This is a genomic window from Shewanella gelidimarina (assembly GCF_023283945.1).
Classification (GTDB): domain Bacteria; phylum Pseudomonadota; class Gammaproteobacteria; order Enterobacterales; family Shewanellaceae; genus Shewanella; species Shewanella gelidimarina.
Genome location: NZ_JAKIKW010000004.1, coordinates 79607 through 91956, shown reverse-complemented (window position 1 = coordinate 91956; position 12350 = coordinate 79607). Strand labels below are relative to the sequence as shown.

The following is a 12350-nucleotide window of genomic DNA, read 5'->3' as shown; positions in this document are numbered from 1 at the left end:
TTAGCCCGTAAATATAACTTTGTTATCAGGTCAAATGCTATTAAACTGCACTAGACGCTTTGTTCCATTTTTGAGACAGTGAAGATAACATGCCAGATTTAAACGGTATGATGCTGTTTGCAGCGGTAGTTAGAGCTAAGGGGTTCTCTCAAGCCGCCCGCGAAATAGGCATGCCAAAATCAACCATTAGTCGTAAGGTTGCCCAGCTTGAAGAGCAGCTAGGGGTTCGGCTTTTACAGCGAGATACCCGTAATCTGAGCTTAACTCAGGTTGGCGCGCTTTTTTATCAGCATTGCACCAGTATAAGCGATGAAATAGAAGCTGCCAAAGCGACTATCGAAAACACTCACAATGATGTTTCGGGATCGTTGCGCGTTGCGATACCCGTTTCATTCAGCCAAGAACTCATTGCTAACCTTTGCAGTGGCTTTATGCGGCTCTATCCTAACGTAGAACTCGACGTACAATTTACCGATAACGACGTTGGATTGGTGGGTGAAGGTTACGATATTGCGATTAAGTATGGTCCATTACAATCTTCCGATTTAGTCGCAAGACTGCTATTTGAACGCCAACCCATATTGGTGGCAAGTCCTAGCTACTTAAAAACTCACGGTACTCCCGCGAACCCGCAAGAGTTAGCGGCCCATAGTGGTATATTGCTAGGGACCTCTCGCTCAGCCCCAATTTGGCCGCTGGGGAAAGGCGCCAGAAAAACCATGGTTAACTTCAAACGAAAAGTCCGAGTCAACAGCGCGGTAATGGTCAAGCAGTTCGTCATGGATGACTTTGGTATTGCGATGCTCTCAAATTCCGTCTGTAAAAACGAATTAGCAAGTGGCTCACTGGTGCCTATTTTACAAGAGTGGCCAATGGAAGCATTTAAAGTGTACGGTGTCTATTCCAGTCGTCGTCAGCTAGCGACCAATATCAGCGTCTTCTTAGACTTCTTTCATAAGCGTTTTACCAGTCAAGAATCACTGCAATCTCTAATGATGTAATAGCACTGCGTTGCCCTGATGACTGCTCATGCCCCTGAGTTTTTAAAAACGATAAGGGAAGCGCAAGCTTATTTGGTAATCCGGTGAATCCTCTGTTAGCCCCGCCCCAATGCTGGTCACCATAGAGAAGTTTTCAGTTAAGGCCAGCGTGGCTCCTAAGCCTAAGTTAGCGGTATTGGTATCGGTTCTAGCAATATCTTGCCACTCGCCACCCAATGGTTTTTGCTGAGTTTTGGTGAAAAACCGCTGGTTAAAGCTCATACCAATACTCATTCTTTCAGACACCGCAAATGCTAAGCCGAAGCTATAATCGATGTAATCCCCCAGATCAATTTCTCCCGGTGTAGAGCCAGGTAAACCACTTAAATCACCATACTCTTCCGGTAAGAAGGTACCGTAATTAAGATTAAAGAACACAATCGCGGGATCATAGGTCTTGGCTAAACTAAACCCGGTTGATACCCCCCAAACACCAGCGCCAGTCGCGATTTGATCTGGATAAGTAAGATTGCCTGATTCAGATGATTGCAAATTAATCCCAAATGGATCTGTCCCTGTTGGCATTCGTACTCTGACATTCCATACCCAGTCCGGCCAACCATCGCCCTCAGTCATAACACGATAATACCCAGCCACACTCATATCACCAATTTGCCCTCCCTCAGAGGAGGCTGACTCATAAAGCTGACTCGAGTTTCCTTCACCGACAGACTCGTACTTATTCAATCGATATACATAAGGCATGCCCATCTCAAACTGCCAACTGTCGTTCAACGTATAACGGGTGGTAAGATCGAGTTGCACCGTATTCGAACGTATACGGTCTAAATTCAAGTTACCAAGGAAGATAGCATCAAGAGCTAAAAAGCCACGCAAGATAAGGTCTTTACGACTGTAATAACTATAGGTCAATGAAGGTTCAATAGTGAGCTTTCGGTCAAATACGTTATGGGCTTCTTGTAATACATCTTCTGTACTACGAGAGCGCTCAGGCTCTTTTTTTACAGTGGTTTGGGCGACAGCTTGTGAAGTGGCTACTGGGGTAGATTGTTGAGCAGGTCTTTCGACTGACTGTGTATTCTGTTGTTGTGTCGTATTGGCGACCGATGTCCCCGCTGCGGCTTGCTTTAAAACCGCCTCTTTAGATAGGACTTTTTGGGCTATTTGATTAATAGCCCTTTGCTGCATCTGCAGTTGTTGATTCAATAATATAAGCTGTCTTTTTAACAGATTAAGCTCTTCAGCCTCTGTCATTTGAGCTTGCTTTACAGGTACACCATCAGCCCCAAAACTAGAAAAGTGCACGCACGAAATGGAAACCAATAAAGCCACTTTAGTCCATTTAAAATCCATTGATAGTTCCTTTTTTATACTTTAAAAAAACTATAGACCAATACCAATAATATCGCGTACTTGTTGCCCCAATATTTGTCGCTCTTTAACGCCAAGATCAATCCCTTGATAGCGAATGAGAGAGCTATTGGTCACTTGGTGAAAAGCACCGCTAATTTGAATCGATTGAACCAACTGGCCATTGCCGCCTTGTGAGGTCACCCCTTGAGAAAAGGTGCCCGATGACATACCGACTTGATAGCCTAATTGGCCATTTGCGGTTGAGTAGACGACATCGCCACTGCTATTAACCAATGTTTGTCCAATAACAATTTCCACTCCATTCGCTAAAGGGGTTAAGTTACCTTGTTCAAAATCTAGCTGATTCTTCACCTGATTAAAATCACCCGCGATTTGAATGGTTTGCTGAAGGCCTCTTTGCTGCCCTGAAGCAGATAAATTAATACCATGGTCTGCGTCAGACACATTATCAGCCACGCTAATACGCATTGCAGGACCATTGCTATTATTAGACATTTCAATTTGCATTTGTACTTGCTGTGTTACTCCTTGTTGGTTGATATATTGTGTTTGCATATGTAAGCCAAAATAAAAGTCCTGGCCACTTTCAGTATATTTACCTCTTAACTCTGCTAACTCTTCATCCAAGAGCGGCGACTTACCTTCAAAAACCTCTAAAGGTGCATCCGACGCAAACACTGAATTAGCCAGTAATATCCCTGTAACTAAGCAAAATCGCATTTTGCCTCCTAGAGCATATCTGCATACTCAAAACCGAACTCTAACAGTTCAGCATCTGATAACGGCTGCATAGGGCTTAATATGTTGTAAGTTAGCTTGGCTCGAGGTTGAAGCAGTGGGTTATCTTTTATGTATTCGTTACCTATAACTACAAATACAATTCCATTCCACTTTTCCGTAAATTCGTCAAAACTTAGAATTCGATTACCAAGAGCGGGATCACCAAGATACACTTGGTTTTCCGTAAACCTTCTCATCACAACAAAATGGCTATATCCACCGTCGTTTAAAAGTACGATTGCGGGAATTTTTAATTGTTGAAGCTCTTCTACCCCAACACGGTACCCTCGCCCTCGCATATTTTGTGCACCTAAATATCGCTTCATATCTAACAAGGAAAAACCTTGATCTTGTACCACCTTCATATCGGAAACTTTTAGCATTCCCAATAATACTTGCTGTTCGGTTATCTCTTCTTTACCGTATCCATATTTAAGAATGCTCGCCAAGCTTGCAGCGCCGCAGGAAAAGTCTGTTTTTTGTTGTACAACAAATTCAAACTTTCGCTCTCTGATACTTTGAATGTTTTTACTGTAGTTACCCATACCAGGGATCATGCCTGTCAACATAATCTCAGCAGCAAACAACGCAGGTGAACAAAAAACGGTTACCCAGAGAAGTAGATATTTCATCATGGTACATCCTTGTATAGAGCAGCCCGAGACAAGCCCAGGCTGCAGCGGATACCAAAGTAAGATTTATGGAGCTTCAGAAACGATCGCTCCTCCTGTCATGCTAGTAAGTGATAGGTTATTTGACTGCAAATTACCATTCCCTGATGCCATATTAACCCCAATATTACCAGAGGCATTTTGAAATGCGCTGCCACTAAGAGACGCAGTATTGGTGGTTTTCTGAGTCACAGTTTCAATAAAGAACGGCAGTTGACCGCTCACAACACCACGTAAACCAAGGGTACCTTCCTCTTCAAAACTCAGGCCACCATCACCGCTTGGATTTTCAGTATCCATATCCATATGACCCCATAACACGGCGTTATCCCCGCTTTCATGTTCGCCATCATCCTGCCAAATTTCTGGATAATAGCTGCCAGTTTGATCTGAAGTGCCGCTATAGCCACCTCTTGCTCGTAAACCTAGAGAAACATCGGCGTACTCAACTGAATCTTGCACCACACTCTCATTGCTAATGCCGTTATGAGCAGAAACCTGTGAGTTCGACACGCTCGCCTCTCCCAAACTGCCCTTGTGTGAAGATGCCGCCATATTATTGGCCTGCACATTATTACCACCTGATGCGATATTGACACCGATATTACCTGAGGCACCTTGGAAAGCCCCATCAGCAATAGATGCACTGTTCGTCGTTGCATAATTCATGGTGCCGTTAAACGAACCACGTTGTGTACTGAAGATTTCAGCATCACCAGAGCCAAAAGCAAAACTTTGATCTATTGAAGCTAAAGCTGCTGAATTACCCTGTATGTTAAAGTCACCCGCCGCTTGGTTCACTCCAATATTACCGCTGGCATTGTTAAATGCTGATCCAGAGATAGATGCAGAGTTTTCGACATAGGAATTTCCAGTCAAATTACCACCAGAAGTTTGTACGTTGTCGACCACCGCCATACCTAAAGCATCAACTTTAATCACACCAAGTACCAGTGCCCCGCCTTTAATTGTAATATCTTTCTCTACAGTGATCTTCTTATTGAGTTCAACGCTACTATTGGACTCTGAATTAGAGTCTGAGTTGTCATTACCATTTGCAAACGCGTTAGCACTGAGTGCTGCACCGATGCAGATTACTAGGGTTAATTTATTCATTTTCATTTCCATCTCCATTGCTCCATTTAAATGATTAATTCCCACTTGGTAACTGCAGCGAGAACTGATTTATGGCGCTGTTTCCATCGCCAGAAATTTGGTTGATTTGTATAATCCCTTGTGCATTTACAAAGCTGTCATTTGCAATGCTTGAGACGTTATTGCCATTACTGCCAAATACAGGGATCACATTAGTAGGACTGGCAACACTATCTAAAGCCGAGTCCTCTATGCCCAACCCTGATATTGACTGCAGCGCGATTGCGCCTAGATTTGCCTGAATATTCCCTTGGCCACTAACTTGGTTGATACTGATTAATCCCTGCGCCCCTTCAAAAGCCAATTCTTCAATAGCCGTTACGTTATAGGCTGCTTTATTGGAAGTTGAATTTAGGTAAGGATTCTTTTGATCACTAACGATGACAACATGACTACCGAAAGCATGTGAGTTTGTTTGCAGGTTATAATCACCCGCGCTTTGATTTAGGCCTAAGCGCCCACTAACGTTAAGAAAGGATTGTGATTCGATTGAGGAAGTGTTGTGTACATTAACTTCCGTAATATCACTTGCCCAACTGCAGCTGGGGGATAGCCACAACAACAAGAGGCAAGTACGGAAACTAATCGTAAGGCTTAACAGAGCTCTCATGAAACACCAATCACATTAAAATTAAGTAGGTATTATCTATGAGCAATCTTCAAGCCAAAAATTAAATTGTTATTTTTCAATAGGTTAATTATACATGGCAATTCTTAAATCTTATTTCTGAGACAATAAAATATAATTCATTGATTTAACATAACTTTAAATTGCGACATCTATTCTCATTAATGAGAAACCTCGCTTAGTCCCTTACAATTCATGCTTGTCGATTAAGCGATACAAGGTCGCTCGTGAAATTTGTAAATCACTGGCAACAAAATCCATTTTTCCATCATGCCGTGCAATTGCATTTAATAGTGCCTTCTTTTCTACAGAGTCCTTTAAGCACTTCAGACCTTGAGCAAAATCAGGTTGCACGATAGATTTTTTCAATTCCAAATCACTCGATTTTATCAAGCCATCTTCGCATAACAATACAGCGCGTCGGATGCGATTAATAAGCTCTCTAACGTTGCCGCTCCAGCTATGCTCAAGCATCGCTTGCTTTGCTTCTTGGCTAAACTGACAAGATTTAACACCATACTCACCCGCATATTGTTGGCAAAATTGCATTGCCAATTCAATAATGTCCTCCTTTCGCTCTCGCAATGAAGGCACAAATACCGTTAGACCATTCAGGCGGTAAAAGAGATCTAAGCGAAACTCTCCTCGTTCAATGGCAACATCTAAATCAATGTGGGTAGCGGCAACGATGCGTACATTTGCAGAGCAAGGAGCATGGCCGCCAACTAAATCAAACGTACCCTCTTGCAAAAATCGTAATAAATTGACCTGCTGCTCTAATGGTAAATCACCTATTTCATCTAAAAATAAGGTACCACCATCCGCTTGGGCTATTTTGCCTTTATGTTGCGTCACCGCACCTGTAAACGCGCCCTTTTCATGACCGAATAGCTCAGACTGCACTACGCCGGAAGTTAAGGAACCACAGTTGACAGCAATAAAAGGGCCATTGGCACGTGATGATTGTTGATGGACTCTACGAGCAACGAGCTCTTTACCTACGCCGCTTTCGCCTCGTATTAAGATAGGGATCTCTGTTGGTGCAGCACGCTTAACTTGTTTATCTAACACCTGCATGACCGCTGAATTCAAGGTGCTAACGGGTTCTTCGTAGGGCAAATTGAGCTTTGCTGTACATTGCTGCCTAATCCGGATAATCCCCATTGCATGGCCTAACAATCTCATTAATCGATCCATTTCGAATGGTGCAGTGTGGTAATCCCAGGCGTGTTGACCAATTAATACGGGGACTGCAGGAGATTTAAGCTGTTGGCGCTCAATTAGCACTAAAATGAGTGCATTTTTATCAAGAGATTTAATCAGAGAGTTCGCCCAATCAACACAGTTGCTTCCTCTTAAATCCAATAAAAGCAGCTGGCATTTTAGATCGATTTCAGTGCGACTATTAACATCGAAATAATCGACAAATATCTCCTTTCTCTTTAATTGCTCACATAAGTAGTCATCATAGTTATACCCAATCATGCTCAAATGCTTCATCGCCTTCCCTCTCAGTACTTCACTCCATTATGAATTTCATTCGCGTAAACCTAACCCTAAAGCGACAATAAGTGCTACCAGAGCATTCACGCTAACAACTCTTATACCAGTAATCATTCAGGTTTCTTTTATCAAAAACGACTCAATCCTGCTCTAAGGATGGCTTGATTTATATGCTATCGCTCATATGGGCGCTTAACATTCCTTTTCCGTGACAATACCCAAACCTAAAACCAGCACCTCAGCCCTTTAGTACACACCCCAGTAAGCCCATGGGTGTGTTCGTATGAATAAAGCAGCGCTAAACAGTTAGTATAGTAACTAGTAGTCATTTAGATGGAGTTATTCACTGCAAAGTAATGCTGTTACATAGCTAGCGAGTCATATGTTAAGGATTGATTCAGTCATGGATTTATTAATGGACTGCGTGAGTATCATTTATCTTTTGATAGCCGTCATCGTGATATTTGCAGAATTAAAAATAAAACCAATTACTTAAAAGCAGCAGTTAAAAGACTGATATCGACGGGATGAGTAAAGATACTGCAGAAATGGCGCTTAGTACGACTTGAATAGCAAGATTGACTCTGACTAATTTTTTTTTTAGCTTTAGGCACTGTTTTAAATCTTTTTTAATTAACCTAAATGATCTGCTCGAATTGCAGGATCTGTTTCACTAGCTTTTGTCTAAGAGAAGCTTGCTTTATATTCGCTAGATCTAGATTTAGCGCAAAGAAGACGGTGCTTGCATCTTTCTCCACCCAACCGACCCACCAGCCGATATCAGTTGCGCCATTGTTCGCATAACCTGTCTTGGCATAGATGGCATAATGGTCACCAGACTCTGTTAGCATCACTTGCTTCATTATCGATTGTGAACGCACACTTAAGGGCAACGTATTGCCATGCAAACGCTGCAGAAACTGAATTTGTTCAATAGCACTAATTCGAAGGTCACCCTCTAACCAAAACCTATCAAGCCCCCCGCCTATTGATTCATTACCATAGTTTAAGCTTGCTAACATATTGGCCATTCGCTGCTTACCAATATCACGAGCAATCTGCTGAAATATTGGCACCACTGAGTATTGAAATGCACTAGAGAAGCTATGATCTTGATTCCATGAATTAAACGAACGCGGTTGCTTATCCCAACGGTATTGATCCTCGGCATCGGTAACCACGCCCAATTCTAGCGCGATCAAGCCGTTGGCGATTTTGAAGGTAGACGCTGGAATAAAGCCTGTTTGTGCCCTTAACAAGTTATTGGTTAATAGCTGCGGTTTTTCAGCGTTAAATAACACCAATACGCCGCGAACATCGCTGTCGCTGAATATGGGTTCCCAATCAGCAGTATACTCAGGCTCTGCCACCACCGAACCTAACAGTACTTCGTTAGAGATCTCATCGTTAGCATCAACAATTAACGCTATTGCCGCTAATACAATCAGTAAACCTAACAAAAATATCCTAGCCATTTATTCTGTCCTTTCCCTGTTTTAAGTCATTACTTGGGCCGTTCATTAGCATTATCATTACGGCGCCATCATGTTTCTTATCATAGCGGTTCTACGCTCGAGCTTTATGGCGATAACAGGATGAATAGTGGCCAAAAAGTGGCAATATTAACGATGTTTAAATCATCATTTTCTCATTGCTTTCAATGTAACTCTCGCTAAGGCATACTAAAAACCGTAATTTAATAGCCTCTAAATGCTGTTTTTTTTAACGTTAACTCGCCCGTGACTCAAGCAGCTTATAATAAGAAAGGATATCGCAATGAGAACACCTAGCATGGCATTAATAGCGACGACGCTATTAATCGGTCTAAGCTCAACTTCCGCCTATGCCAAAGTCGATGTTGAAGAGGCTCGACTCCCCGCAGCAACGGCAGCCATGCCAGAAGTGGTTAACCGTTATCAAGCTTTTGTGACTAACCTGTCTGAAAAATATGTCCAACACTCTGATGAGCTAAAAATCACCCAAATGGTGGCGCATCAAGGGCTACGCTTATGGCAGCAAGCTGTTAGAGATGTGCAATCAGGTCATCTAGACGATCGATCTCTTTATTGGAACCGTCTCGCCATGCGTGACTTATTAAAGACTCAAGATCCTGATTTTAAAATAGCAACTTGGCAACGAGATATTCTTATCAAGGCTGTCGAAAAATCCTCTCGTGGCTTAAGTGATATTCAGTTTAAAGATGATGTCGAGATTAAAATATTGCTCACTGGCTTCGATCCTTTTTTCCTAGACCGTCATATCGACCAGAGCAATCCGTCTGGGCTGGTCGCTTTAGCACTTGATGGCTATCGCTTTAAGGTCAATGGCAAACAAGCCCAAATAGAAACCGTCATGATCCCTGTGCGATTTGCCGACTTTGACGAAGGATTAATTGAATCCATATTAACCCCCCTTTATCGTGACAACAGTGTTGATATGATTTTTACCGTCAGCATGGGCCGCGATGAATTTGATATTGAACGTTTTCCTGGCCGCAATCGCAGCGCAGCAGCTCCCGATAATCTCAACGTACTGACAGGCGCAAACAAACAAGCCCCCATGGCACCGCTGTTTAATGGTGGCACACTCAATGGGCCTGAGTTTGTTGAATTTTCATTACCTATAGCAGCGATGCAAACGGTTACTGGTCCATGGACAGTGAACGACAACCACACCGTTTCCACTCTAGCAAAAGGCCAGTTTCAGGCGAAGTCGTTAGCTGAGCTGCAAAGTGCAACCTCAGTTGAAGGCTCTGGCGGTGGTTATCTATCAAATGAGATATCTTACCGCGCCATATTGCTACAAAAGCAGTTCAATAGTGCTATTCCAGTCGGTCACATTCACACCCCTCGCATAGCCGCTTATGACGTTAAAATCGAACATGATATTGTTGAGCAAGTCACCTCCATGGTAGAGGCTGCAGCGACAACGCTATAACCTTTTCTGGTATGGCACTATGCACTCAGGTAACATTGATGGGCTCGCGCTTTGCGAGTTCATCAATCGTGAGTTACCGATTTAATGTTCAAAACGCTTAACCCTTTTAAGTCCAAGCGGATATTAGCCGCAAAACCTGCCAACCACCCGGCAGTGCCTTTTGCCGATCCACTGCAACAGTGTATCGCCAACCAAGTGGAGCATTGTTATCAGGTTGCAGAAGCAACATTAGGGCAGGAATTCCCACGCCCTGAGATCAACTTTAAACTGCGCGGAAAAAGTGCGGGCACCGCTCATTTACAGCTTAATAAGCTACGTTTTAATCCGCTACTCCTACAAGATAACCAACAAGCTTTTATCGACGATGTTGTACCACATGAGATCTGCCACCTATTAAGCTTCCAACTTTATGGCAGAGTAAAACCTCACGGGGTGCAATGGCAGCATTTAATGCGTCAACTCTATGATCGCCAACCTCGCACGACCCACAGCTTTAATACGCAGTCTGTTGAGGGTAAAACCTTCGAATATTTGTGTGGTTGCGGCAGCGTCAATCTCAGCATTCGCCGTCACAACAAAGTACTACGTGGTGATACTCAATACCGTTGCCGTAAATGTGGCCAAAACCTGCGTGATGCCATTAAAAAGTAAGCCCATTTTCCACTAACAACATTGCCCCGAATCCACGCGTCCCTTACAATCTGTCCAAACGAGCATCAGTTTCGTTACCGGGATTAATTTTAGGGATTACGTTTGAAAATATCGATATTCAAAGCGCTCATACTAGCGCTTAGTCTTATATGGCTCGCGCCGCTACCTAGCTACGCTAACGCAAAACACCCAACCAGTTTTAGCCAAGCTAAAAGGCTCGCTAAAAAGCTCTATATAGAATCGTTACCCATTACCAGTTTTTATTGTGGTTGTGACATTAAAATTAACGGCAAAAAATGGCAAACTGATTTTAATCGCTGTGGTTATCAAGTGCGCAAGCAGCAAAAAAGAGCCGCTAGAATAGAATGGGAACATGTTGTTCCGGCTTGGGAGTTTGGCCATCAACGTCAGTGCTGGCAACAAGGTGGACGAAAAAACTGCGGCAAGAACGATAAACGGTTTAAAAAGATGGAATCCGATCTGCATAACCTTGTGCCCGCAGTAGGTGAAGTTAACGGTGATCGCAGTAACTATCGATTTAGTCAGTGGAATGCTCAGCCTGTACAATATGGTCAATGCAGAATGAGCGTTGATTTTAAAGCGCGTAAAGTCGAGCCACCGAGCTACACCCGAGGCAAAATAGCGCGAACTTATCTTTACATGCAAAGCGTATATTCTTTGAAAATATCCCCTAGCCAATTAAAGTTATTTAAAGCATGGGATAAAAGCTATCCAGTTGATACTATTGAGTGCAAGCGAGATCAAGAAATTGCAAAGGTACAAGGTAATCACAACGACTTTGTGCAAGCGCAATGTAAGCAGTTAATTTCAGCAACGAACATCGCAGAATAAGGCTAAACCGTACCATGAGAGTTCCAAGAATTTACCAAGCGTCTTCACTGGCAATCGAACAAACGGTATCACTTCACGAAGAAGCTGCTGGGCATGTTGGCCGCGTACTTAGAATGGCTGCGGGTGAGCAAGTTTGTTTATTCAACGGTGATGGCCATAATTATTTGGCTGAAATCGTTAGTGCCAGTAAGAAAAATGTCGCTGTGAAGGTCTTATCTTGTGAAAGCAATGACAGTGAATCGCCACTTCATCTGCATTTAGGTCAGGTTATCTCTCGCGGTGACAGAATGGATTTTACCATTCAGAAATCGGTCGAACTTGGCGTGAATACTATTACCCCATTATTTTCAGAACGCTGTGGGGTGAAGCTGAGCGGTGAACGTTTAGAGAAAAAAATCCAACAGTGGCAAAAAATTGTGGTTAGCGCATGTGAGCAATCTGGTCGAAGTGTCATCCCAGAAGTTCGCCCAGCCATGCAGCTCATCGACTGGTGTGCAGAAGAGACAACGTCGCTTAAACTGAATCTGCATCCTAGAGCGTCTCATGGTGTTAACGGTTTAAGCCTGCCCAACAATAAAGTCAGACTGGTTATTGGTCCTGAAGGCGGCTTATCTGCAACTGAAATTAGCATGACGGAAACACACAAGTTTACCGATGTCCTGCTCGGACCAAGAGTATTACGCACCGAAACCGCAGCGCTCACGACAATAAGTGCCTTGCAGCTAAAATTTGGCGATATTGGTTAATATTAGCTGTCGCGACATCTCAATCAACACTGCATATGTTTAATGGCGTTTG

The 12350-nt window shown here is 43.1% G+C and carries 12 protein-coding genes; 5 read left to right on the top strand and 7 right to left on the bottom strand.

The genetic code is table 11. The features are described 5' to 3' along the window. Positions 1 to 89 precede the first annotated feature (89 nt). The gene (locus L2729_RS05380; RefSeq protein WP_248987328.1) at positions 90 to 1001 is read left to right on the top strand and encodes a LysR family transcriptional regulator; all 912 of its coding nucleotides are present in this window, start codon (positions 90 to 92) and stop codon (positions 999 to 1001) included. Between the two features lie 42 nt (positions 1002 to 1043). Here the strand turns inward: L2729_RS05380 and L2729_RS05375 are convergent, their stop codons facing one another. The 7 genes from L2729_RS05375 to blaOXA form a co-directional block, all read right to left on the bottom strand. Then, the gene (locus L2729_RS05375; RefSeq protein WP_248987327.1) at positions 1044 to 2354 is read right to left on the bottom strand and encodes a transporter family protein; all 1311 of its coding nucleotides are present in this window, start codon (positions 2352 to 2354) and stop codon (positions 1044 to 1046) included. 30 nt (positions 2355 to 2384) lie between these two features. Then, positions 2385 to 3095, bottom strand: coding sequence for a hypothetical protein (locus L2729_RS05370; protein WP_248987326.1), 711 nt, complete (start codon positions 3093 to 3095; stop codon positions 2385 to 2387). A gap of 8 nt (positions 3096 to 3103) precedes the next feature. Further along, entirely contained in the window at positions 3104 to 3790 is a 687-nt protein-coding gene (locus L2729_RS05365) for a C39 family peptidase (protein ID WP_248987325.1), read from the bottom strand. 63 nt (positions 3791 to 3853) lie between these two features. After that, entirely contained in the window at positions 3854 to 4948 is a 1095-nt protein-coding gene (locus L2729_RS05360) for a hypothetical protein (protein WP_248987324.1), read from the bottom strand. A 28-nt stretch (positions 4949 to 4976) separates the two neighbouring features. Next, on the bottom strand, positions 4977 to 5591 hold the full coding sequence (locus L2729_RS05355; RefSeq protein WP_248987323.1) for a hypothetical protein: 615 nt from the start codon (positions 5589 to 5591) through the stop codon (positions 4977 to 4979). 204 nt (positions 5592 to 5795) lie between these two features. Further along, positions 5796 to 7109, bottom strand: coding sequence for a sigma-54 dependent transcriptional regulator (locus L2729_RS05350; RefSeq protein WP_248987322.1), 1314 nt, complete (start codon positions 7107 to 7109; stop codon positions 5796 to 5798). 641 nt (positions 7110 to 7750) lie between these two features. Then, positions 7751 to 8587, bottom strand: a complete 837-nt coding sequence (blaOXA, locus tag L2729_RS05345; RefSeq protein WP_248987321.1) for a class D beta-lactamase — start codon at positions 8585 to 8587, stop codon at positions 7751 to 7753. A gap of 301 nt (positions 8588 to 8888) precedes the next feature. Between blaOXA and L2729_RS05340 the strand changes: the two genes are divergently transcribed. The 4 genes from L2729_RS05340 to rsmE all read left to right on the top strand — a co-directional run bounded on the left by L2729_RS05340 (position 8889) and on the right by rsmE (position 12298). Then, on the top strand, positions 8889 to 10049 hold the full coding sequence (locus tag L2729_RS05340) for a pyroglutamyl-peptidase I (protein ID WP_248987320.1): 1161 nt from the start codon (positions 8889 to 8891) through the stop codon (positions 10047 to 10049). A gap of 84 nt (positions 10050 to 10133) precedes the next feature. Beyond that, on the top strand, positions 10134 to 10700 hold the full coding sequence (locus L2729_RS05335) for a SprT family zinc-dependent metalloprotease (RefSeq protein ID WP_248987319.1): 567 nt from the start codon (positions 10134 to 10136) through the stop codon (positions 10698 to 10700). Between the two features lie 108 nt (positions 10701 to 10808). Continuing rightward, positions 10809 to 11552, top strand: a complete 744-nt coding sequence (locus L2729_RS05330; protein ID WP_346347753.1) for an endonuclease — start codon at positions 10809 to 10811, stop codon at positions 11550 to 11552. A gap of 14 nt (positions 11553 to 11566) precedes the next feature. After that, on the top strand, positions 11567 to 12298 hold the full coding sequence (rsmE, locus tag L2729_RS05325; RefSeq protein ID WP_248987318.1) for a 16S rRNA (uracil(1498)-N(3))-methyltransferase: 732 nt from the start codon (positions 11567 to 11569) through the stop codon (positions 12296 to 12298). Positions 12299 to 12350 lie beyond the last annotated feature (52 nt).

Excerpts from the sequence above, each read along its gene's own strand:
- L2729_RS05380 (WP_248987328.1), top strand. The coding sequence starts at position 90 with ATGCCAGATTTAAACGGTATGATGCTGTTTGCAGCGGTAGTTAGAGCT.
- L2729_RS05375 (WP_248987327.1), bottom strand. The coding sequence starts at position 2,354 with ATGGATTTTAAATGGACTAAAGTGGCTTTATTGGTTTCCATTTCGTGC.
- L2729_RS05370 (WP_248987326.1), bottom strand. The coding sequence starts at position 3,095 with ATGCGATTTTGCTTAGTTACAGGGATATTACTGGCTAATTCAGTGTTT.
- L2729_RS05365 (WP_248987325.1), bottom strand. The coding sequence starts at position 3,790 with ATGATGAAATATCTACTTCTCTGGGTAACCGTTTTTTGTTCACCTGCG.
- L2729_RS05360 (WP_248987324.1), bottom strand. The coding sequence starts at position 4,948 with ATGAAAATGAATAAATTAACCCTAGTAATCTGCATCGGTGCAGCACTC.
- L2729_RS05355 (WP_248987323.1), bottom strand. The coding sequence starts at position 5,591 with ATGAGAGCTCTGTTAAGCCTTACGATTAGTTTCCGTACTTGCCTCTTG.
- L2729_RS05350 (WP_248987322.1), bottom strand. The coding sequence starts at position 7,109 with ATGAAGCATTTGAGCATGATTGGGTATAACTATGATGACTACTTATGT.
- blaOXA (WP_248987321.1), bottom strand. The coding sequence starts at position 8,587 with ATGGCTAGGATATTTTTGTTAGGTTTACTGATTGTATTAGCGGCAATA.
- L2729_RS05340 (WP_248987320.1), top strand. The coding sequence starts at position 8,889 with ATGAGAACACCTAGCATGGCATTAATAGCGACGACGCTATTAATCGGT.
- L2729_RS05335 (WP_248987319.1), top strand. The coding sequence starts at position 10,134 with ATGTTCAAAACGCTTAACCCTTTTAAGTCCAAGCGGATATTAGCCGCA.
- rsmE (WP_248987318.1), top strand. The coding sequence starts at position 11,567 with ATGAGAGTTCCAAGAATTTACCAAGCGTCTTCACTGGCAATCGAACAA.